Annotated in this window: 19 protein-coding genes and 1 pseudogene; 11 read left to right on the forward strand and 9 right to left on the reverse strand. The window is 66.3% G+C overall.

Features of this window, described 5'->3' with window-relative positions:
* Positions 1-71 precede the first annotated feature (71 nt).
* Together K344_RS0115290 and K344_RS22020 are read left to right on the forward strand one after the other, a co-directional pair.
* The gene (locus K344_RS0115290; protein ID WP_028081397.1) at positions 72-1,454 is read left to right on the forward strand and encodes a flavin-containing monooxygenase; all 1,383 of its coding nucleotides are present in this window, start codon (positions 72-74) and stop codon (positions 1,452-1,454) included.
* Positions 1,455-1,489: 35 nt separating this feature from the next.
* Positions 1,490-2,191, forward strand: a complete 702-nt coding sequence (locus tag K344_RS22020) for a TetR/AcrR family transcriptional regulator (protein ID WP_051362287.1) — start codon at positions 1,490-1,492, stop codon at positions 2,189-2,191.
* Between the two features lie 18 nt (positions 2,192-2,209).
* On the opposite strand, the gene K344_RS0115300 is transcribed toward K344_RS22020, so the two are convergent.
* The gene (locus tag K344_RS0115300) at positions 2,210-3,466 is read right to left on the reverse strand and encodes an MFS transporter (protein ID WP_028081398.1); all 1,257 of its coding nucleotides are present in this window, start codon (positions 3,464-3,466) and stop codon (positions 2,210-2,212) included.
* Positions 3,467-3,590: 124 nt separating this feature from the next.
* Here K344_RS0115300 and K344_RS0115305 point away from each other — a divergent pair, with 124 nt between their 5' ends.
* Positions 3,591-4,355 (forward strand): AraC family transcriptional regulator, encoded by a 765-nt coding sequence (locus K344_RS0115305; RefSeq protein WP_043114684.1) that lies wholly within the window; start codon positions 3,591-3,593, stop codon positions 4,353-4,355.
* Between the two features lie 102 nt (positions 4,356-4,457).
* A complete protein-coding gene (locus tag K344_RS0115310) occupies positions 4,458-5,492 on the forward strand; it encodes an isocitrate/isopropylmalate dehydrogenase family protein (RefSeq protein ID WP_028081400.1) in 1,035 nt (344 codons plus the stop codon).
* A gap of 156 nt (positions 5,493-5,648) precedes the next feature.
* On the opposite strand, the gene K344_RS0115315 is transcribed toward K344_RS0115310, so the two are convergent.
* The 3 genes from K344_RS0115315 to fadB all read right to left on the reverse strand — a co-directional run bounded on the left by K344_RS0115315 (position 5,649) and on the right by fadB (position 9,579).
* Entirely contained in the window at positions 5,649-6,074 is a 426-nt protein-coding gene (locus K344_RS0115315; RefSeq protein ID WP_028081401.1) for an MAPEG family protein, read from the reverse strand.
* 140 nt (positions 6,075-6,214) lie between these two features.
* On the reverse strand, positions 6,215-7,375 hold the full coding sequence (gene fadA / locus K344_RS0115320; protein ID WP_028081402.1) for an acetyl-CoA C-acyltransferase FadA: 1,161 nt from the start codon (positions 7,373-7,375) through the stop codon (positions 6,215-6,217).
* A gap of 35 nt (positions 7,376-7,410) precedes the next feature.
* On the reverse strand, positions 7,411-9,579 hold the full coding sequence (fadB, locus tag K344_RS0115325) for a fatty acid oxidation complex subunit alpha FadB (RefSeq protein WP_028081403.1): 2,169 nt from the start codon (positions 9,577-9,579) through the stop codon (positions 7,411-7,413).
* Between the two features lie 511 nt (positions 9,580-10,090).
* Here fadB and K344_RS24175 point away from each other — a divergent pair.
* Both K344_RS24175 and K344_RS0115335 read left to right on the forward strand, forming a co-directional pair.
* Positions 10,091-10,702: a hypothetical protein gene (locus K344_RS24175; protein WP_051362288.1), complete on the forward strand. Its 612-nt coding sequence runs from the start codon at positions 10,091-10,093 to the stop codon at positions 10,700-10,702.
* Between the two features lie 103 nt (positions 10,703-10,805).
* Entirely contained in the window at positions 10,806-11,738 is a 933-nt protein-coding gene (locus K344_RS0115335; protein WP_028081404.1) for a metalloregulator ArsR/SmtB family transcription factor, read from the forward strand.
* 229 nt (positions 11,739-11,967) lie between these two features.
* On the opposite strand, the gene dnaQ is transcribed toward K344_RS0115335, so the two are convergent.
* From dnaQ to K344_RS0115350, 3 genes are all read right to left on the reverse strand, one after another.
* Positions 11,968-12,687, reverse strand: coding sequence for a DNA polymerase III subunit epsilon (gene dnaQ / locus K344_RS0115340; RefSeq protein ID WP_028081405.1), 720 nt, complete (start codon positions 12,685-12,687; stop codon positions 11,968-11,970).
* Entirely contained in the window at positions 12,684-13,175 is a 492-nt protein-coding gene (rnhA, locus tag K344_RS0115345; RefSeq protein WP_028081406.1) for a ribonuclease HI, read from the reverse strand. Before rnhA ends, dnaQ begins: the two co-directional genes overlap by 4 nt.
* A gap of 131 nt (positions 13,176-13,306) precedes the next feature.
* Positions 13,307-14,083, reverse strand: a complete 777-nt coding sequence (locus tag K344_RS0115350; protein WP_028081407.1) for a methyltransferase domain-containing protein — start codon at positions 14,081-14,083, stop codon at positions 13,307-13,309.
* Between the two features lie 56 nt (positions 14,084-14,139).
* On the opposite strand from K344_RS0115350, the gene gloB reads away from it, so the two are divergent.
* From gloB to K344_RS0115365, 3 genes are all read left to right on the forward strand, one after another.
* Positions 14,140-14,916: a hydroxyacylglutathione hydrolase gene (gene gloB / locus K344_RS0115355; protein WP_028081408.1), complete on the forward strand. Its 777-nt coding sequence runs from the start codon at positions 14,140-14,142 to the stop codon at positions 14,914-14,916.
* Between the two features lie 49 nt (positions 14,917-14,965).
* A complete protein-coding gene (locus K344_RS0115360) occupies positions 14,966-15,322 on the forward strand; it encodes a hypothetical protein (protein WP_028081409.1) in 357 nt (118 codons plus the stop codon).
* Between the two features lie 280 nt (positions 15,323-15,602).
* Positions 15,603-16,286: a type 1 glutamine amidotransferase domain-containing protein gene (locus K344_RS0115365; RefSeq protein ID WP_028081410.1), complete on the forward strand. Its 684-nt coding sequence runs from the start codon at positions 15,603-15,605 to the stop codon at positions 16,284-16,286.
* Here K344_RS0115365 and K344_RS23600 read toward each other — a convergent pair.
* Positions 16,245-16,730 (reverse strand): MerR family transcriptional regulator, encoded by a 486-nt coding sequence (locus K344_RS23600; RefSeq protein WP_084197508.1) that lies wholly within the window; start codon positions 16,728-16,730, stop codon positions 16,245-16,247. The genes K344_RS0115365 and K344_RS23600 overlap by 42 nt on opposite strands.
* Before the next feature lie 77 nt (positions 16,731-16,807).
* Here K344_RS23600 and K344_RS0115375 point away from each other — a divergent pair, with 77 nt between their 5' ends.
* Together K344_RS0115375 and K344_RS23605 are read left to right on the forward strand one after the other, a co-directional pair.
* A complete protein-coding gene (locus tag K344_RS0115375) occupies positions 16,808-18,052 on the forward strand; it encodes an NADH:flavin oxidoreductase/NADH oxidase family protein (RefSeq protein ID WP_028081411.1) in 1,245 nt (414 codons plus the stop codon).
* Positions 18,053-18,083: 31 nt separating this feature from the next.
* A pseudogene (locus K344_RS23605) lies at positions 18,084-18,269 on the forward strand (acetoacetate decarboxylase); the annotation flags it as partial.
* Positions 18,270-18,376: 107 nt separating this feature from the next.
* Here K344_RS23605 and lon read toward each other — a convergent pair.
* The gene (gene lon, locus K344_RS0115380; RefSeq protein WP_028081412.1) at positions 18,377-20,707 is read right to left on the reverse strand and encodes an endopeptidase La; all 2,331 of its coding nucleotides are present in this window, start codon (positions 20,705-20,707) and stop codon (positions 18,377-18,379) included.
* Positions 20,708-20,717 lie beyond the last annotated feature (10 nt).

Raw genomic sequence — 20,717 nt, forward strand, 5'->3', positions numbered from 1 at the left:
CAAAGTTGACGCATGCGTCATTTTTATTCATGCTCACCGCCAGCGCATTCGGAAAAACAGCGGAGGGACTCATGAGCGCGGGCAAGCGCGTCGCCGTCATCGGCGCCGGACCGTCGGGCATCGCGGCGGCCAAGGAATGCATCCAGCTCGGGCTCGGCGACGGCCTCGTCGTCTTCGAGAAATCGGACCAGGTCGGCGGCAACTGGGTGTTCCGCGAGCAGGAAGGCCATTCGAGTGTCTACGAAACGACGCACATCATCAGCTCGAAGTACTACTCCGAGTACGAGGACTTCCCCTTCCCCGACGGCGTGCCGGACTATCCGCACCACACGCATCTGAAAGCCTACTTCCAGGACTACGCGCGCCACTTCGGCGTGCTGCCGAAGATCCGCTTCCATACCGAAGTGCTGGGCGCGGCGCGCGATGCGCAGGGGCTGTGGCAGATCCGTTCGCGCGGGCCGGACGGCGAGAGGATCGAGAGCTTCGATGCGCTGCTGGTCGCCAACGGCCATCACTGGAATCCGCGCCTGCCGAGCTACCCCGGCCACTTCGACGGCGAGTTCATCCACTCGCACCAGTTCAAGCGCGGCGAAACGTTCCGCGGCAAGCGCGTGCTGGTCATCGGCGGCGGCAATTCGGCGGCCGACGTCGCCGTGGAGTGCGCGCGCGTCTCGCCGCACGTGTCGATCTCGATGCGCCGCGGCCACTGGTTCCTGCCGAAGTTCATGTTCGGCCTGCCCGGCGACGTGATCTACGAGCGCGCCGCCTGGCTGCCGAACTGGCTGCGCCAGTGGGCGATGCAGCTGACCGTGCACATGATCGGCGGCCGCAACGAGCGCTTCGGCTTGCAGAAGCCGAGCTACAAGATCCTGCAGGGCCACCCGACGCTGAACTCGGAGCTGATCTATTTCATCGGTCACGGCGAGATCAAGCCGCGCCCGGGCGTTGCGCGGCTCGACGGCAGGCGCGTGCATTTCAGCGATGGCAGCAGCGACGAGTTCGACACCATCGTCGCCGCGACCGGCTACAGGATCAGCTTCCCGTTCTTCGACAAATCGTTCATCGACTGGGAAGACACCCACTACGTGCCGCTGTGGCGCCGCATGTTCCACGAGAGCGTGCCGAACCTGTATTTCATCGGTCTGTTCCAGCCGATCGGCTGCATCTGGCCGCTCGCCGATTACCAGGCCCGCCTCGCCTGCCTCGACATCCTCGGCCGCTATCCGCGTCCGGCCGACATGAGGGCGAAGATCGAGGCCGAGCGTCGCCGTCCGCATTACCGGTTCGTCGAATCGCCGCGCCATTCGACGGAAGTCGACTACGCCGATTTCCGCCGCGAGCTGTTCGCCGAGCTGAAGAAGGCCGGCGACGGTCCGCACCCGCGGCCGAAGAACGCCTCGATCTTCCGCCTCAAGGAGGAAGCCTCGGCGACGAACCGCATGCGCGCCGCGTAGTGCAGCCGCCACGCGCCAGCGGCCATAATCACCGCATGCCCACCAAGCCCCCGCGCCGCGGCGCCACCACCAGCGGCAACCGCGAGCGCAACAAGGAAGCCAACCGCGCGGCGATCCTCGACGCCGCGCGGCGCTGCTTCATCGAGCAGGGCTACGACGCGATCACCATCCGCGACGTGATCCGCGCCAGCGGCCTCGCGGCGGGCACCTTCTACAACTACTTCCCCGACAAGGAAGCGGTGTTCCGCGCCCTGACCGATGTGCGTCTCGCGCATCTCGAGCAGCGCATCCACGCCTCGCGCCAGCACGCGGCGACCATCGAGGCCTTCTTCCACGACGCCTATCTCGGCGCGCTGCAGGAAGTGCAGGCCGATCCGGAATTCTTCGCGATGATGTTCCGCAACGAGGCGGTGCTGCGCGAGCTGTACAGCGACAACATTTTTGGCCTGATGCTGCGTTCGCTGAAGGATGACCTGCGCGAAGCCGTGGCGCGCGGCGTGTTTGCGGCCATCGACGTCGAGCTGCTGACGGCGATCTCCTTCGGCGCCGGCTACGAGCTGTGCCGCCTGATGGCCGAGCAGCCGCGGCACGAGCCCGAAATCGTCGCCCGCTACGTCACGCGGCTGTTCCTCGACGGCATGCCGGGCGTCGCCGGCCTCGCGCCGGCCGCGGCGCGGTCGGCGCAGACGCCGATGATCCGCATCGGCTCGCGCAAGCTGCGCGGCGCCGCGCGCTGAGCACGGCGCCGCCCGGCTTCAGCGCCGGGCCAGATGCCCGCCGCGCTGATCCGGCAACAGCACCGTCAGCACGCCGAGCAGCGGGAAGAAAGCGCAGGCCTGGTAGACCGCCTCGATGCCGTACAGATCGGCGAACCAGCCGAGCACGGCGGCGGCGATGCCGCCCATGCCGAAGGCGAAGCCGAAGAACAGGCCGGACACCGCGCCGACCTTGTCCGGCACCAGTTCCTGCGCGAACACCAGGATCGCCGAGAACGCCGAAGCGAGCACGAAGCCGATGATCGCGGCGAGCACGCCGGTCCAGGCGAGGTCCGCGTAGGGCAGCGCCAGCGTGAACGGCGCCACGCCGAGGATCGAGAACCAGATGACGCGCTTGCGGCCGATGCGGTCGCCGATCGGCCCGCCGAGCACGGTGCCGGCGGCGACCGCGAACAGGAACACGAACAGATAGAGCTGCGCGGCCTGCACGGACAGCGCGAAGCGGTGCATCAGATAGAAAGTGAAGTAGCTGGTGATGCTCGCCATGTAGAAATACTTGGAGAACACCAGCAGCATCAGCACCAGCATCGCCCGCCTGATCGCGCCGCGCGGCAGGCTCGACGGCGTCGCGCGCGGCTTGCTCGCCGCGGCGCGCTGCCGGGCGCGATACCAGACGCCGACCTGCCGCAGCACGACGATCGCCAGCAGCGCGGCGAGCGAGAACCAGGCGACGCTGCGCTGGCCGTGCGGCAGGATGATGGCCGCCGCCAGCAGCGGACCGACCGCGCTGCCGGCGTTGCCGCCGACCTGGAACAGCGACTGCGCGAGGCCGTGACGGCCGCCCGACGCCATGCGCGCGACGCGCGACGATTCCGGATGGAAGATCGACGAGCCGGTGCCGACCAGTGCCGCCGCCAGCAGCACGAAACCGAAGCTCGGCGCGAAGCCCAGCAGCAGCAGGCCGCACAGGGTGAAGCCCATGCCGACCGCGAGCGAGTTCGGCTGCGGATGCCTGTCGGTGTACAGGCCGATCGCCGGCTGCAGCAGCGACGCGCTGATCTGGTAGGTCAGCGTGATCAGGCCGATCTGCGCGAAGCTCAGCGCGAAACTGGCCTTGAGCAGCGGATAGATCGCGAGGATCAGCGACTGCATCATGTCATTGAGGAAATGCGCGAAGCTGATCGCGCCGAGCACGCCGAAACCGGTGCGCGGAACGGCGCCGGCGACGTTGGCCGCAGCGGCGGCGGGAGCGGCGCCCGCGGCAGCTTGCAGCGGGCTTTCGAGACGGGACGACATCTTCATTCTCCGGATGGCTATGCGGAATTCGCCTTCGGCGACGAACCCGGCGCGCATCGTAGGCGGCAAAATTCCGCCCGTCCTGCGAGAATGAGGCGACATCCTTCTCGATTGGGACATATCGATGGCCGATACGCGCTATCGCGCTTACGACCACGGCCCGGCGCCGGTCACGGCGATCGCCAATGACTATCGGGCCGGGCATTTCACGCACGAACACGAGCACCCCTACGCGCAGCTGATCTACGCGGTCAGCGGCGTGATGATCGTGCGCACCGAAGCCGGCCAGTGGGTCGTGCCGCCGACACGCGGCATCTGGATGCCGCCGCGCACGCAGCACGCCGTGCGCATGGTCGGCGCCGTGCAGATGCGCTCGACGTTCATCGACCCGGCGCTCGTCCCCGATCTGCCGACGCAGTGCGCGGTGCTGGCCGTTTCGCCGCTGCTGCGCGAGCTGATCGTCGCCGCCGTCGAACTCAAGCCGCCGCACGCGCCGGGCTCGCGCGGCGAGCACCTCTCGCAACTGCTGATCGACGAGCTGCGCACCTTGCCGTCGCTCGCGCTGCATCTGCCCGAAGCGCGCGATCCGCGGCTGAAGCGCATTTGCGCGCACTTGCTCGCCGAGCCGGCCGACAACAGCACGGCGACGCAATGGGCGCAGCGCCTGCACGTCGACGCCAAGACGATCCAGCGCCTGTTCGCGCGCGACACCGGCATGAGCTTCGGCCAGTGGCGCCAGCAGGCGCGCCTGCTGGCCGCGCTCGAACGCCTGGCGCGCGGCGAACGCGTGCTCGACACCGCGCTCGCGCTCGGCTACGCCAGCCCCGGCGCGTTCGCGACCATGTTCAAGCGCCAGTTCGGCGTCTCGCCGAGCGCGTACTTCCAGTGAAGGCGGCGCGCGCGCCATCGGTCTGGCGGCTTTCCCGAATGTCGGCCCGCGGCGCGCGCCAGTAGAATCCGCGCGTCCCCCGCACCCGCAAGGCAGGCCCCCATGAGCAAGACCCTTTCCGCCACGCTGATTCCCGGCGACGGCATCGGCCCCGAGATCGTCGACGCCACCCTCGCCGCGCTCGATGCGCTGGGCGTGTCCTTCGACTGGGACGTGCAGCAGGCCGGCCTCGCGGGCATCAAGGCGGCCGGCGATCCGCTGCCGGAAGCGGCGCTGGCCAGCATCCGCCGCACGCGGCTGGCGCTCAAGGGCCCGCTCGAAACGCCGTCCGGCGGCGGCTACCGCTCGAGCAACGTGCGCCTGCGCGAAGCGTTCAAGCTCTACGCCAACGTGCGCCCGACGCGCACGCTGATTCCCGGCGGCCGCTACGAGAACGTCGACCTGCTGATCTTCCGCGAGAACCTCGAGGGCCTTTACACCGGCTACGAGCACTACATCCCGATCGACGGCGATCCGGAAGCCGTGGCCATCGCCACCGGCGTCAACACGCGCCAGGGTTCGCACCGCCTGCTCGAATACGCCTTCGAGCACGCCATCGCCCTGGGCCGCAAGAAGATCGCCGTGGTGCACAAGGCCAACATCATGAAGGCGCTGACCGGCATCTTCCTCGACGAGGCGCGCAAGCTCTACAAGGCCCGCTACGCGGGAAAGATCGAGCTGCAGGAAGTGATCGTCGATGCCTGCGCGATGAAGCTGGTGCTGAACCCCTGGCAGTTCGACACGCTGGTGACGACCAATCTGTTCGGCGACATCCTCTCCGACCTCGCCGCCGGCCTGGTCGGCGGACTCGGCATGGCGCCGGGCGCCAACATCGGCACCGACGCGGCGATCTTCGAGGCCGTGCACGGCTCGGCGCCCGACATCGCCGGCAAGGGCATCGCCAACCCGGTCGCGCTGATGCTGGCGGCGGCGATGATGCTCGATCACGTGCAGCTCACAACCGAGGCCGCGCGCCTGCGCAAGGCGATCAACGACACCTTCAATGTCGATCAGGTGCGCACCGGCGATCTCGGCGGCAAGGCCGACACCAAGACGTTCACGAAAGCACTGGTGGCGCGCATCAAGAACAGCGTCTGAGGCCGCCAGCCGCCCGGCACCGACGACTACATCATCGTCGGCGGCAGCGTCGGCTGCGCGCTGCTGCGACCATGATGATCGCCGAGAAGGCCAGCGCGATGATTCGCGAGGATCGACGGCGCGCGCGACGAGACCTGCGTCGCGCCGCCGCACCGCTCAACAGATCTGCAAGGCCAGGCGGATCGTCAGCGCCAGCAGCAGCAGCGAGCCGAGCACGAACAATCCGAAACGCGCCTCGATCTTGTTGACCAGAGCCTGCACGAGGCTGTGCACGACACGCACGCCGACGTAGGCCCAGGCCAGCGCGACGCTGGCCTGCGAAGCGTCGCCGAGCAGGACGAGCGCGAGCACGACGGCGTAGAACAGCACCGGCTGCTCGTGCAGGTGGTTGTAGTTATCGGCCTTCCAGCGCACCTGCGGCGGCAGCTCCGCCATCTGCTCGCCGTTGATGCGCATCGGATCGAGCCGCATCTTCATGCGCATGATCGCCGGCACGCGCGTCGCGTACATCCACAGCCACATCACGAAGGTCCACAGCACGAGCGCGACCAGCGGCTGCAGCATCGCCTTTGCGATTTCCATGATCTCCCCTCTTGCCCTGATGCCAATGCGGCGCGGGCGACACCGTAGCGTGAAAGTGTGGCGCTGAAAATACAGCGTCGAAAGCGCAAAAGGCCGGGCGGTGCCCGGCCTTCGCGTACCGCGGACAGCCGGGTGAGCGCTTACTGCACGCGCTGCAGCACGGTGGCGACGCCCTGGCCCATGCCGATGCACATGGTGGCGAGACCGAACTCGGCGTTCTTGTCGTTCAGCACGTGCGCCAGCGCGCCGGTGATGCGCGCGCCCGAGCAGCCGAGCGGATGGCCGAGCGCGATCGCGCCGCCGCGGATGTTGACGCGGTCCATGCGCTCGGTGAGCTTGAGGTCCTTGAGCACGGCCAGCGACTGCGCGGCGAACGCTTCGTTGAGCTCGAAGTAGTCGATGTTGTCGATTGACAGGCCGGCACGCTTCAGCGCCTTCTGCGACGCCGGCACCGGGCCGATGCCCATGATCGACGGGTTGCAGCCGGCCGAGGCCATGCTGACGACCTTGGCGAGCGGCTTGAGGCCGAGCGCCTTGGCCTTGTCGGCCGACATCACCAGCAGACACGAGGCGCCGTCAGAAATGGCCGAGCTGTTACCTGCGGTGACGCTGCCCTTCGGGTTGAAGGCGGGCTTGAGCTTGCCGAGGTCGGCCAGATTGGCATCGGCGCGCACCACTTCGTCGTAATCCACGACCAGCGGCGCGCCGTCGGCGTCGTGGCCTTCGACTGTCACCATCTCGTTCTTGAACTCGCCGTTCTTCCACGCGGTGTAGGCCTTCTGGTGCGAGGCGAGCGCGAATTGGTCCTGCTGCTCGCGCGAGACTTGGTGGGTCTGCGTCAGCATCTCGGCGGTCAGGCCCATCATCGCCGAAGCCTTGGCGGTGTTGAGCGACAGCTCCGGCGCGCCGTCGAAGCCGTGCGTCATCGGCACGTGGCCCATGTGCTCGACGCCGCCGACGATGAAGGTGTCGCCGACGCCGGCCTTGATGCTGCCGACGGCGGCGTGCAGCGCCGTCATCGACGAGCCGCACAGGCGGTTGACGGTCTGCCCGGACACGCTCTGCGGCAGGCCGGCGAGCAGCGCGGCGTTGCGCGCGATGTTGAAGCCCTGTTCGAGCGTCTGGATCACGCAGCCCCAGATCACGTCCTCGACCTCTTCTGGCTTGACGGCCGGATTGCGCTTGAGGATTTCCTGCATCAGGTGCGCGGACAGCGCCTCGGCGCGCACATTGCGAAACACGCCACCGCGCGAACGGCCCATCGGCGTGCGGATCGCGTCGACAATCACGACATCAGTCATTGCAAATCTCCAAAAAGAATTCCTTGCGCGCGGGCTTACTTGGGAAAGTAGAGCCTGCCTTCCGCGGCCATCTTCTTCATCGACTCGGTCGGCTCGTAGAGCTTGCCGAGGTGCGCGTACTTGGCGCACTTGTCGAGGATGGTCTTCATGCCGATCGTGTCGGCGTACTTGAGCGCGCCGCCACGGAACGGCGGGAAGCCGATGCCCATGATCAGGCCCATGTCGGCTTCGGTCGGCGTTTCGACGATGCCGTCGTCGAGGCAGCGCACCGTCTCGATGATCATCGGCAGCATATGCCGGTCGATGATCTCTTCCTCGCTCATGTCGACCTGGCCCTTCTGGACCGGCTTGAGCAGCTCGTAGGTCGTCGGATCGGCGAATTTCTTCGGCTTGCCCTTCGGATCGGTTTCGTACTTGTAGAAGCCGACGCCGTTCTTCTGGCCGAAGCGCTTGTTCTCGTACATCACGTCGAGCGCGGTCTTCTCGCCGGTCGTGTTCTTCATGCGGTCCGGATAGCCTTCCGCGAGCACGTCGCCGACGTGGTGCGAGGTGTCGATGCCGACCACGTCCTGCAGGTAGGCCGGGCCCATCGGCCAGCCGAAGCCTTCCATGACCTTGTCGATCTTCACGAAGTCGGCGCCGTCGCGCAGCGCGCCGAGGAAGCCGTAGAAGTACGGGAAGAGGATGCGGTTGACGAGGAAGCCCGGGCAGTTCTTGACGACGATCGGCGTCTTGCCCATCGCCGCCGCGTAGGCGGCGACCGTGGCGATCGCTTCCTTCGACGTCTTCTCGCCGTAGATCACCTCGACCAGCGGCATGCGATGCACCGGATTGAAGAAGTGCATGCCGAGGAAGTTCTCGGGATGCTTCACCGCCGTGGCCAGTTCGTCGATCGAGATCGACGAGGTGTTCGAGGCGATGATCGTGCCTTCCTTGACCTGCGCCTCGGTCTCGGCGAGCACGCTCTTCTTGATCTTCGGATTCTCGACGACGGCCTCGACGACGATGTCGACCGTCTTGAAGTCGCCGTAGTTCAGCGTCGGGCGGATCGTCGACAGGATGTGGCCGGCCTTCTCAGGCGTCAGCTTCTTGCGCTCGACCTGCTTGGACAGCAGCTTGTTGGCTTCCTCCATGCCGAGGTCCAGCGCCTTGTCGGCGATGTCCTTCATGATGACCGGAACGCCCTTCACCGCCGACTGGTAGGAGATGCCGCCGCCCATGATGCCGGCGCCGAGCACGGCCGCGTGCTGCACCTTCTTGCCGGCCTTGACGTAGGCCTTGCCCTTCTTCTTGATCAGCTGGTCGTTGAGGAACAGGCCGATCAGCGCGTCCGCCTGCGTGGTCTTGGCGATCTTCGCGAAAGCCTGCGATTCGATCTTCAGCGCCTCGTCGCGGCCCTTGCCGGCGGCCTTCTCGATCGCGCTCACGGCGGCGAGCGGCGCCGGATAGTTCTTGCCGGCCTGGCCGGCGATGAAGGCCTTCGAGGTGCTGAACACCATCATGGCCTCGATCGGGTTCAGCTGCAGCTTGCCGGTCTTCTGCGCGCGGCGCGCCTTCCAGTCGTACTTGCCCTCGGCCGCCTGCTGCAGGAGCTTGAGCGCCGCGGCGCGCAGCTTGTCCGGCGCCACGACGGCGTCGACCGCGTGCACCTTCAGCGCCGCGTCCGGCTTCTGCTGCTCGCCGCCGGCGATCCACTCGATCGCGTTGTCGGCGCCGATCAGGCGCGGCAGGCGCACCGTGCCGCCGAAGCCCGGGAACAGGCCGAGCTTGGCTTCCGGCAGGCCGATCACGGCCGTGCTGCTGGACACGCGGTAATCGGTCGACAGCGCCATCTCGAAACCGCCGCCGAGGGCGATGCCGTTGATCGCCGTGACGGTCGGGAACGGCAGGTCTTCGATGGCGCTGAACGACTTGTTGGACTCCTCGAGCCAGCCGACGATGTCCTCTTCGGAACGCTGGAAGCTGGCGCCGAACTCCGTGATGTCGGCGCCGACGATGAACACGTCCTTGGCGCTGGTGACGATCAGGCCCTTGATGGCACCGTCCTTCTTCAGCGCCTCGGCGGCCTGGCCAAGCTCCTTGACGGTCGCCGCGTCGAACTTGTTGATGGCGTCGCCCTGGCGGTCGAAACGCAGTTCGGCGTAGCCGTTGTCGATTTTTTCGACCAGGAGGGACTGCCCCTGAAACATGGGCGCATTGGACATGCGAGCTACCTCTCTCAACGATGGGAAAAACGATCGGCGCGATCGACAATCCGCATTACCGCGCCGCTGGATTTCGGGAGGCGGCCATCATAGCGGCCGCGCCACGCCGGTGAAACCCGAGGCGCGGCCGCCCAAACTGCGCGCCGCGCCATGCCGCCGCCCTACGCTGGCGAGCGCATGTGTTTATTTTTTGACAACGTTTTTATCGCCCCCTACACTCCGAGGCATCTTTTCGGGGGAAAAGTCAAGGGGAGCAGATGGCGTACCCGGAATGTCCGCTTGGCAGCGCATTGAGGAGGCCTGAAGGCCGCCGCGCCGCCGTGTCGCGTGCTCGCGCCGGAGGTTCCCTCAGGCCCGTCTCCACCGCCGTCCCTTGCTGCCCGCAACGAGCCGTTTTCCCACGTTCTCCGGTGGACCTGTGGCGTGCCAGTGCGCGTCGCTGCCAGGGCTCCATACGGTGCGCGTATCCCTGGCCGACACGGCCGCAACCCGTATGGAGCTTGTCACGCTTATGAAGAAGTCCGCGAAGAAGGGCCCGGCCAAAGCTGCCAAGGCTGCGAAGAAGACGGTCGCCAAAAAGGCTGCCGCCAGGAAACCGGCGAAGAAGGCACCGGCCAAGAGCAGCGTGAAGAGCCCGCTCGCCTCGCTGAAGTCGAAGGCCAAGAGCGCCGTCAGCAGCGCGAAAAAGGCCGTGAAGAAGGCCAGGGCGGCGGTCAAGAAGAACGAGGCCAAGGCCAAGAAGGCGGTCAAGAAGGTGCAGACCACGGCGAAGAAGGTCCAGGCCACTGCCAAGAAGGAAGTGAAGAAGGCCCAGGTCGCGGTCAAGAAGGACGTCGAGAAGGTCCAGGCCGCGGTCAAGAAAGTCGAGGTCAAGGCCAGGAAGGAAGTGAAGAAGGTCGAGGTCAGGGCCAAGGAAGCGGTCGCCGCCGTCGAGAAGAAGGTCGCCGAAGTGAGCGAGCCGGTGGTCGCCGCCGTCGAGAAGATCACGCCCTCGCCGCTGTCGCGCGCCTTCCTCGCCACCTCGCAGGGCAAGAAGGAAGCTGCCGAACATTCCGGCGACGCCCCGGCGGGCAGCGAAACCGGCGCCGCCGGCGACACCCAGAGCAGCGGCGCGCTGCCCTGAATCCGCCGCCGCCGCGCCAAGGCCCGCCCCCGGCGGGCCTTTTTGTTTGCGCCGCCGCAGGCGACAATCGTCGTTCCATCCGCTCATCCGCATGAACACATAAATGAGCCTCACGCTCGAGCAAAGCACGGCGCTCTGCAGCCTGCTGTCCGATGTCAGCCGCCTGCGCCTGCTGCTCCTGCTCGAGCATTACGAGTTGACGGTGGCGGAACTCACCGAGGTCACCGATCTCGCGCAGAGCCGCGTGTCGACGCATCTGGCGCGGCTCAAGCGCGCCGGCCTCGTGCAGGACAAGCGCAGCGGCAACGCGGCCTACTACTCGGCGCTGAGCCACGACGGCGAGGCCTCGACCTTCTGGAATCTCCTGCGCGGCACGCTCGATGACGGCCAGGCGCGCGTCGACAGCGAACGCGCGGCCCAGGTCATCGCCAAGCGCAAGCAGGGCCAGACCTGGGCGGAATCGGTCGCCGGGCGCATGGAGCTGCACTACTCGCCGGGCCGCACCTGGGAGGCGACGGCGCGCGCGCTGATCGGCCTGCTCAACCTCGGCGACGTCGTCGATCTCGGCTGCGGCGACGGCGTGCTCGCCGAGCTGATCGCCGAGCGGGCCGGCAGCGTGACCTGCGTCGACGTCAGCCCGACCGTGATCGCCGCCGCCCACAAGCGCCTGCGGCAGCTGTCGAACGTGCGCTTCGTCGAAGCCGACATGCACGCGACGCAGCTGCCCGCCGCGCAGTACGATCACGTGTTCCTGATGCACACCCTCGCCTACACGCGCGAGCCGAAGGCGGTGCTGCAGGAGACGGCGCGCCTGCTCAGGCGCGGCGGCCGGCTGATCGTCGCGGCGCTCGCCGAGCACACGCACGAGGAGACCATGCGCGCCTACGACCATCTCAACCTCGGCATCAGCCCGGACAGGCTGCGCAAGCTGCTGGCGGGCTGCGGCTACCACGTCGAGAGCTGCCGCATCAGCTCGCATGAACCGCGGCCGCCCTACTTCGGCGTGGTCACGGCGCTGGCGCGCAAGATCAGCTGAGATAAAGACGAAACCACAGATTTCACAGGCAAGTGCATCGGTCCCGGTGCCTTCCTTATCGGATCCAAGAGCGGCATCCAGGGACCCGGTGGCGGGGCCCCTGCCCTGGATTCCCGCGTTCGGGGGAATGACGACGCAATGGAGAGCGGGGTCACTGATCGGACGTGATCACGGGGTGCTTTCGAATCTGTGTGAATCTGTGTGAATCTGTGAAATCTGTGGTTCGCTGTTACGCGCTCGCCACCGGCAGATCGTCCGCCCACAGGCATTTGCCCTTGTCGGCGATCTTCTTGAGCCGCGCCTGGTGCGCGGCGCGTTCGGCGGCATCGGCCATGATGACCGGCAGCGGAGCGTCGCTGGCGCCGAGCAGTTCGGCGAAGCGCGAGCGGCGCGTCTGGCCGCCGCCGTCGCTGTCGAGCACCAGCATGCTCTGGCCGCCGGTCATCGCCAGGTAGACGTCGGCCAGCAGGCGCGCGTCGAGCAGGGCGCCGTGGAACTCGCGGTTCGAGTTGTCGACGTTGTAGCGCTTGCACAGCGCGTCGAGATTGACCTTCTGGCCGGGATGCAGGCGCCGCGCCATGCTCACCGTGTCGGTGATGACGCAGACCTCCTCGAGCTTGCGCAGGATGCCGGCGCGCGCGAACTCGGCATTGAGGAAGCCTATGTCGAACGAGGCGTTGTGGATGATCAGCTCGGCGCCCTCGAGATATTCCCAGATCTGCCGGGCGAGCGCGGCGAAGGTCGGTTCGCCGGCGACGCGCTCGTTGGTGATGCCGTGCACCTTGATCGCGCCGGCGTCGATCTCGCGTTGCGGATTGATGTAGCGATGCAGATTGTTCTGCGTCGGCCGCCGGTTGCGCAGCTCCACGCAGCCGAGCTCGATGATGCGATGGCCGAGCTCGACTTCGAGGCCGGTGGTTTCGGTGTCGAGGATGATCTGGCGCGTCACGACGCGGCTCCGGCGGCCGCCGTCGCCGCGCTGTCGCGCTGCGCGAGGCCGACGCCTTCGTTGGCGAGCCGGTCGGCCTCTTCGTTGCCGGGATCGCCGTTATGGCCCTTGACCCACTTCCAGTCGATGCGATGGCGCTGCGCGGCGGCGTCGAGCGCCTGCCAGAGATCCTGGTTCTTCACCGGCTTCTTGTCGGCCGTCTTCCAACCGCGCGCCTTCCAGTTCGGCAGCCACTGCGTCAGGCCCTGCATGACGTAGACCGAATCGGTGTAGAGCGTGATGTCGCAGGACTGCTTCAGCGCATTGAGCGCTTCGATCGCCGCACGCAGTTCCATGCGATTGTTGGTGGTCGCCAACTCGCCGCCGTTCAGCGTGCGGCGGTGCTCGCCGTACTGCAGCACGGCGCCCCAGCCGCCCGGCCCGGGATTGCCCTTGCAGGCGCCATCGGTATAGATCGTGATGCGTTTCGACGCGGTGGCTTCGCTCATGCGCGGATTCTAGTGCACGGAAGCGGCGGCAGGGGCCGGCGGCGGCGCCCCGTTCCGCGCCTCTCTCCGCGCAGCGCCAGCTCGGCGCGTGGTCACGCGCGTTGCGGCGACCGCGCGGCGCATCGGCCGACTCAGGGTGTCGGCTTCGGCTCGCCGTCGAGACCCTGGCGCTGCGCGGCGGGCGCGGTGACACCGACCAGCGGCCGGATCTGCGCGCGCTGCAGCTTGCCGACGAAGTTGATCGGCAGCACGCGCTTGCGCGCGACGATCAGATAGCTCTCGGCGAACGGCGCGAGCAGATCGCCCGGCGTCCACGGATGCGTGCTCGAATGCGGCGAAATCCACGGAAAGCCCGGACCGAAGCGGCGAATCTCGGAAATCTCGAAATCGAGCAGCTGCAGCCAGTCGCCGACGCGACCGGCGCCGTAGAAGCGCGCGCCGGGCGGAAACACGCGCGAGCGCAAGCCGAGGCGCGTACGCCAGGCCGATACGCCCCAGGGACTGAAGGCGAGCACGAACAGGCGGCCACGATCATTGAGCACGCGCGCCGCCTCGCGCAGCACCTTGTGCGGCGATTCGCAGTACTCGAGCGTGTGCGGCAGGATCACGGCGTCGATGCAGCGCTCGGGCAAGGGCAGATGCTCCGGATCGACGATCGCCGACGAGCCGTCGCCCATCACGGTGCCGAGCACGGCGCGATGCAGGGTCTCGGCACCTTCGAGCAGGCGCGTGCCGCCGGCCCAGCTGCCGATCTGCAGCACGTGGCGGCCGAAGATTTCGGGCAGCTGGCGGCGCAGTTCGCGCGCCTCGAACTGCAGCAGGCGCTGTCCGCGCGCCGAATCGGACCAGCGTTCGAGCGTGCGGCGATCGAACAGCCTGCTGCTGCGGGGGTGACGTCGCGGCGTCATCGCACTACCCTCCTCGATACGTTCCTGCATACCGTGTCAGCCATCATACCCCCGCCGTGACGACCGTCCAGCCGCTGCCCGCGTTCACCGACAACTACCTGTGGCTCGTCACGCAGGGCGACGAGGTGCTGGTCGTCGATCCGGGCGATGCGGCCGTCGTGCAGCGCCATCTCGAGGCGCAGGCGCTGCGCCTGCGCGCGATCCTCGTCACCCATCACCATCCCGACCACACCGGCGGCATCGCCGCCCTGCGCGCGCGATGGGACGTGCCGGTCTACGGCCCGCGCGCCGAGGCCGCGAAGATCGGCGAGCTGAGCGAGGCGCTCGACGGCGGCGACACGATAGACGTGCTCGGCGCGCGCTACGCGGTGCTCGCCGTGCCGGGCCACACGCTGGGCCACATCGCCTTCCACGACGCCGCGGCGCAACGCCTGTTCTGCGGCGACACCCTGTTTTCGGCCGGCTGCGGGCGGCTGTTCGAAGGCACGCCGGCACAGATGCACGCGTCGCTGCAGACGCTCGCCGCCCTGCCCGATGCCACGGCGGTGCATTGCACGCACGAGTACACGCTGTCGAATCTCTCCTTCGCCGCCGCCGTCGAACCGGACAACGCCGACCTGCAGGCGCGCATCGAGGAGGCCGGCCGCCTGCGCGCCGCCGGCCGGCCGACGCTGCCGAGCACGATCGGCGCCGAGAAGCGTTACAACCCCTTCCTGCGCACGCGCGTGGCGGCCGTCCGCGCCGCCGCCGAGCGCCAGGCCGGCAGCGCGCTCGACGGCGAGGTCGCCGTGTTCGCCGCACTGCGCCGCTGGAAGGACGGCTTTCGCGGCTGAGGTCCTGCATACCGCTGCAGCAATCTTCGCAACAAGGACGATGAGAACGATGGACGCATGCCTGTTCCGCGCGCCGCTGCTGGCGGCGCTGGTCCTGACCGCCGCGGCTGCCGCGGCGCAGCCAGACGAAGCCGCGACCGCGCCGGCGACCCGCGCGCCGGCGGCCCCGTCACCGGCCGACCGCGCGCGCGAGATCAGCCGCATCCGCGGCGAACGCGGCATCGACGTCTGCCGGCTGTCGGCCGACGGCACGCGCAAATACCAGGGCATCACGCAGGGCTACGAGCGCGGCCAGGTGCAGATCCTGGTGCGCGTGCTCGACGCCAGGACCGGCGAAGCGGTGCCCGGCGTGCGCGAAACCAACGTCTGGGACGATCCGGCGAACTGGTCGATCTGCGCGCCGTAGCGCCCGTCGCAGCCACGAAAAACGTCCGCCGTCAAGCAAATCGTGGATCAGCTTGATGAGGAGAAAGCCAAATCAAGCAGCGTGTTCGGTGGGATTTGAACCGCCGCGATGCCCTTGGCGCTCCATGTGCCCAGGGCAACATGGCATCGCTGCAACGCGCCTCGGCACAGCCCGCCGCCGCTGGACATCCAAGCAAGACTTACCCTTTGGCCAACTATCGCAATTCTCTTGACCGTGAAGCGAGCTTTAAGGTTATGGTTGGAAGACAGAGGAGTCCAGCATGACCAAGCGCATTCTTCATGTCGTCAGCAACGTGGCCAACTATGAAGATCAATCCGACCCCACGGGACTGTGGCTGTCCGAATTGACCCATGCCTGGGAGGTTTTCGAGGCGAAGGGGTATGCGCAACGCATCGTCAGTCCCGCAGGCGGCGTTTCGCCGCTGGAGCCACGCTCGCTCAAGTGGCCGTTTGCGGACGCTTCCGTCAAGGCATGGCTCGCGGACAAGAACAGGCATGCATTGCTGTCGAATACGGCCCGGCCCAGCGAAATTGATTCGTCGGAATTCGATGCCATCTATTTCACCGGCGGACATGCCGTGATGTGGGATTTTCCCGACAGTGCAGGCTTGCAGAAAATCACACGCGAAATCTACGAGCGTGGCGGCATCGTCTCTTCGGTCTGCCACGGATATTGCGGACTGCTCAATACGAGGCTGTCGGATGGAAGTTCGCTCGTGGCTGGCCGCCGCGTGACGGGTTTTTCCTGGAACGAAGAAGTCTTGGCGGGCGTCGCCAAGAAGATGCCCTACAACGCCGAAGAGGAAATGAAACGGCGCGGTGCGCTTTACGAAAAGGCGCTGCTGCCGTTCGTTTCCAAGGTAGTTGTGGATGGCCGGTTGGTCACCGGCCAGAATCCGAACTCAGCCAAGGCGACGGCTGCGAAGATTGCGTCCTTGCTGTGACGGTTTGGGCCGGGTCGCAGCCTCGGCCACTGCTTTCATTTCGACAGGCAAGACCTGCGCCAGCACGCGCCTGGCATTGCTGGCGCAATCGACGTCGTCGGGCTTGGCTTCGATATCAGCCAGGATTTCGATCAGTTGCGCCTTGCTCCGCGCAAGCCGGGCTTGCATGGCTTCGATGTCCTGCACCTTGCGTTGCAGGGCGCCAATCAATTCATCGTGCTGCCATTGGGACAAGTCAGCCGGCACCAGATTGCGGATTTCATCCAGCGAGAAACCCGCCTGCTGCGCGCTGGTGATGATGTGCAGCACCACCAGGGCATCCGGTGAATAGTCCCGATACCCATTGGCTTGCCGGCTTGCCGTGCGGAGCAAGCCGGAGGATTCGTAGAACCGGATACGCGAGGCGGTGAGTCCACTCTTTTTCGCCAATTCGCCAATTTTCATGGAGCCTCACCCGGCGCTTGACATTGAAGTTAACTTCAATCTTAGGCTCTGCGCTTTCAATAGGCAAAGCCTCTGTCATGAAGCTCTTTTCTCCGCTTGAACTCCCCCATGGTTCGGTCATTCCGAACCGTATCGCCAAGGCCGCCATGGAAGAGAACATGGCCGACAACGACCATGCGCCTTCGACCGAGTTGCTGCGTCTTTATCGCGCCTGGGCCGAAGGCGGAGCGGGTCTCATCATCACCGGCAACGTGATGGTGGATGCGCGGGCCATGACCGGCCCCAGCGGCGTGGTGTTGGAAAACGATCATCATCTTGGCCGATTCCGCGCGTGGGCCGAAGCGGCTCGTGCGCACGGCGCGCAGGTGTGGATGCAGATCAATCATCCCGGCCGGCAGATGCCGGCGGGGCTGGGTCAGGAGACGTGGGCACCTTCCGCGATCGCGCTCGATCTTGGCAGGCAGTCGAACCGATTTCGAACGCCGCGTGCAATGACGGAAGCCCACATTGCCGAAGTCGAAAAACGCTTCGTGGACACCGCGCTTCTTGCCGAGCGCGCGGGATTCACCGGCGTGGAAATCCATGCGGCGCACGGTTACCTGCTCAGTCAATTCCTCTCGCCGCTGGCCAACCAGCGGCAGGATCGCTGGGGCGGAAGTATCGAGAACCGCGCGCGGCTGCTGCTCGACATCGTTCGCCATGTGCGCGCTGTCGTGTCGCCCGGCTTCGCCGTGGCGGTCAAACTCAACTCGGCTGATTTCCAGCGAGGAGGATTTTCGCCGGAAGATGCGCAGGTGGTGGTGTCCATGCTCGCGCCGCTGGGCGTTGATCTCGTCGAACTTTCCGGCGGTAGTTATGAGGCGCCGGCGATGATGGGCGCAGCTCGCGATGAGCGAACCTTGGCGCGTGAAGCCTACTTCCTCGAATTCGCCCGCGACATCGCCAAGGTGGCAACGATGCCGCTGATGGTCACCGGCGGCATTCGGCGGCGTGAGGTCGCAGAGAAGGTGATCGAAAGCGGTGTTGCGATGGCCGGGATTGCCACGGCGTTGGCCATAGAGCCGAATTTGCCTCGGAATTGGCGAAACGGAAAATCCGATGCGCCGGCACTCAAGCCCATCACTTGGAAGAACAAGCCGCTCGCGGCAACGGCGCACATGGCGGCGGTCAAATATCAACTGACCCGCCTCAGCCACTGCCGAAGGACAGCCCCGGGTGTTTCACCTCTCTGGGCATTGATCCTTTCGCAACTGGCCATGAAGCGTCGTGCGAAGCGGTATCGCCTTTGGATGGAAACGCGATTCGTCAAACGTGGAGCATGAGGCCAAGGCCATGCCAGAGAAAGCGCATGTAATGGCGGATGGCCGGTTCACCGAAGTTGATTTCGGTGGGCATACGGTCGAAGTGCCGACGGGTGGCTATTACGATCGTTTCCGGATGAATCCGGATCTCGACGAAGTGGCGCGAGATCCTGCCGCTGGAAACATCGATTATTTCCGCCGTATGCCGAAGCAGAAGGTCGTCACCAGGGCAGGGCCAGCTTGACGTAGTCCAGCGAAATGCGATGCTGGAGTCATCGTGAAACGAAAAAGGCCGCGGCATGCGCCGCGGCCTTTGTCTTGCCGCTCGCTGCGTCGAAGCGACGCTCAGTGCGCCCGCGCCTCGGCGGCCGCCGCTTCCGCCGCCGACTTCGGCTCGGCCTCGACGCGCGGCTCCGGCATCCGCTCCAGTGCGATCTTCAGCACTTCCTCGATCCAGCGCACCGGCTCGATGTTGAGCGTCGACTTCACCGTCTCCGGAATGTCGGCGAGGTCCTTGACGTTGTCATGCGGGATGCAGACGGTCTTGATGCCGCCGCGCTGCGCCGCCAGCAACTTCTCCTTGAGCCCGCCGATCGGCAGCACTTCGCCGCGCAAGGTGATCTCGCCGGTCATCGCCACGTCGGCGCGCACCGGGATGTCGGTCAGCGCCGACACCAGTGCCGTGCACATCGCGATGCCGGCCGACGGACCATCCTTCGGCGTCGCGCCTTCCGGCACGTGCACGTGGATGTCGCTGGTCTCGTAGAACTTCGGATCGATGCCGAATTTCTTCGAGCGTGCGCGCACCACGGTCAGCGCGGCCTGGATCGACTCCTGCATGACGTTGCCGAGCGAACCGGTCTGCGTCATCTTGCCCTTGCCCGGCGCCAGCGCGGCTTCGATCGTCAGCAGCTCGCCGCCGACTTCGGTCCACGCCAGGCCGGTGACCTGGCCGATCTGGTTCTTCTCTTCGGCGCGGCCGTAGCGGAACTGCGGCACGCCGAGATACTTGTCGAGATTGGCCTTCGTCACCTCGATGCTGCCGATGTCCTTCCTGGTCAGCAACTCCTTGACGACCTTGCGGCAGATCTTGCTGATCAGGCGTTCCAGCGAGCGCACGCCGGCCTCGCGCGTGTACAGGCGCACGATCTCGCGCAGCGCCTCGTCGCCGACGCTCAGCTCGCCGTCGCGCACGCCGTTGTTCTTCATCTGCTTCGGCAGCAGATACTGCTTGGCGATGGCGACCTTCTCGTCCTCGGTATAACCCGGCAGGCGGATCACTTCCATGCGGTCGAGCAAGGGGCCCGGAATGTTCAGGGTGTTCGCGGTGGCGATGAACATCACGTCCGAGAGGTCGTACTCGACTTCGAGGTAGTGGTCCTGGAACGTGCTGTTCTGCTCAGGATCGAGCACCTCGAGCAGCGCCGCCGACGGATCGCCACGGAAATCCATGGCCATCTTGTCGATCTCGTCGAGCAGGAACATCGGGTTCTTGACCCCGACCTTGCTCATGTTCTGGATGATCTTGCCCGGCATCGAGCCGATGTACGTGCGGCGGTGGCCGCGAATCTCGGCCTCGTCGCGCACGCCGCCGAGCGACATGCGCACGAACTTGCGGTTCACGGCGTCGGCGATCGAGCGGCCGAGCGAGGTCTTGCCGACGCCCGGCGGACCGACGAGGCAGAGGATCGGCCCCTTCAGCTTCTTCATGCGCGCCTGCACGGCCAGGTATTCGACGATGCGTTCCTTGACCTTCTCGAGGCCGTAGTGGTCCTCGTCGAGCTTCTTCTGCGCGAGGTCGAGGTCGATGACGGTCTTGGTGCGTTTCTTCCACGGCACCGAGGTCAGCACGTCGAGGTAGTTGCGCACGACGGTCGCTTCCGCCGACATCGGCGGCATCATCTTCAGCTTGTTCAGCTCGGCGACGGCCTTGACCTTCGCCTCCTTGGGCATGCCGGACTTCTCGATCTTGCCGGCCAGCTCTTCCTGCTCGTTGGGCGCGTCCTCGTTTTCGCCGAGCTCCTTCTGAATGGCCTTCATCTGCTCATTCAGGTAGTACTCGCGCTGGTTCTTCTCCATCTGCTGCTTGACGCGCGTGCGGATCTTCTTCTCGATCTGCAGCACGTCGATCTCGCTTTCCAGCTGGCGCATGACGTGGTCGAGACGCGCGCGCGCGTCGTCGATCTCCAGCACTTCCTGCTTGTCCTCGAGCTTGAGGTTCAGGTGCGCGGCGATGGTGTCGGCGAGACGGCCCGGCGAATCCATGCTGGCCAGCGACGGCAACAGCTCGGCGGGAATCTTCTTGTTGAGCTTCGCGTAGGCCTCGAACTGCGCGAGGATCGAGCGCGTCGCGGCGTCGACTTCCTTGTCGTCAGTGGTCGCCAGCTTGTCGTCGGGCAGCTGCGTGCACTCCGCGGTCAGGAAGCGCCCTTCGAAATTGAAATCACTGATGCGCGCGCGGTGCACGCCTTCGACGAGCACCTTCACGGTGCCGTCCGGCAGCTTCAGCATCTGCAGGATGCTGGCCAGCGTGCCGACCCGGTAGAGGTCGTCGGCGCGCGGCTCGTCGGTGTCAGCGGTCTTCTGCGCGACCAGCAGGATGCGCTTGTCGTCCTGCATCGCCGCCGACAGGGCCTTGATCGATTTCTCGCGGCCGACGAACAGCGGGATCGCCATGTGCGGAAAC

The sequence above is a fragment of the Solimonas soli DSM 21787 genome (genome assembly GCF_000474945.1).
GTDB lineage: Bacteria > Pseudomonadota > Gammaproteobacteria > Nevskiales > Nevskiaceae > Solimonas > Solimonas soli.

What these genes read in the sequence shown, in the direction of transcription:
- K344_RS0115290 (WP_028081397.1), top strand. Translation starts at nt 72, where the DNA reads ATGAGCGCGGGCAAGCGCGTCGCCGTCATCGGCGCCGGACCGTCGGGC.
- K344_RS0115315 (WP_028081401.1), bottom strand. Translation starts at nt 6,074, where the DNA reads ATGGAAATCGCAAAGGCGATGCTGCAGCCGCTGGTCGCGCTCGTGCTG.
- lon (WP_028081412.1), bottom strand. Translation starts at nt 20,707, where the DNA reads ATGGCGATCCCGCTGTTCGTCGGCCGCGAGAAATCGATCAAGGCCCTG.
- K344_RS0115335 (WP_028081404.1), top strand. Translation starts at nt 10,806, where the DNA reads ATGAGCCTCACGCTCGAGCAAAGCACGGCGCTCTGCAGCCTGCTGTCC.
- fadB (WP_028081403.1), bottom strand. Translation starts at nt 9,579, where the DNA reads ATGTCCAATGCGCCCATGTTTCAGGGGCAGTCCCTCCTGGTCGAAAAA.
- K344_RS24175 (WP_051362288.1), top strand. Translation starts at nt 10,091, where the DNA reads ATGAAGAAGTCCGCGAAGAAGGGCCCGGCCAAAGCTGCCAAGGCTGCG.
- K344_RS0115305 (WP_043114684.1), top strand. Translation starts at nt 3,591, where the DNA reads ATGGCCGATACGCGCTATCGCGCTTACGACCACGGCCCGGCGCCGGTC.
- K344_RS0115360 (WP_028081409.1), top strand. Translation starts at nt 14,966, where the DNA reads ATGGACGCATGCCTGTTCCGCGCGCCGCTGCTGGCGGCGCTGGTCCTG.
- K344_RS0115300 (WP_028081398.1), bottom strand. Translation starts at nt 3,466, where the DNA reads ATGTCGTCCCGTCTCGAAAGCCCGCTGCAAGCTGCCGCGGGCGCCGCT.
- rnhA (WP_028081406.1), bottom strand. Translation starts at nt 13,175, where the DNA reads ATGAGCGAAGCCACCGCGTCGAAACGCATCACGATCTATACCGATGGC.
- K344_RS22020 (WP_051362287.1), top strand. Translation starts at nt 1,490, where the DNA reads ATGCCCACCAAGCCCCCGCGCCGCGGCGCCACCACCAGCGGCAACCGC.
- K344_RS23600 (WP_084197508.1), bottom strand. Translation starts at nt 16,730, where the DNA reads ATGAAAATTGGCGAATTGGCGAAAAAGAGTGGACTCACCGCCTCGCGT.
- K344_RS0115375 (WP_028081411.1), top strand. Translation starts at nt 16,808, where the DNA reads ATGAAGCTCTTTTCTCCGCTTGAACTCCCCCATGGTTCGGTCATTCCG.
- K344_RS0115365 (WP_028081410.1), top strand. Translation starts at nt 15,603, where the DNA reads ATGACCAAGCGCATTCTTCATGTCGTCAGCAACGTGGCCAACTATGAA.
- K344_RS0115350 (WP_028081407.1), bottom strand. Translation starts at nt 14,083, where the DNA reads ATGACGCCGCGACGTCACCCCCGCAGCAGCAGGCTGTTCGATCGCCGC.
- K344_RS0115310 (WP_028081400.1), top strand. Translation starts at nt 4,458, where the DNA reads ATGAGCAAGACCCTTTCCGCCACGCTGATTCCCGGCGACGGCATCGGC.
- fadA (WP_028081402.1), bottom strand. Translation starts at nt 7,375, where the DNA reads ATGACTGATGTCGTGATTGTCGACGCGATCCGCACGCCGATGGGCCGT.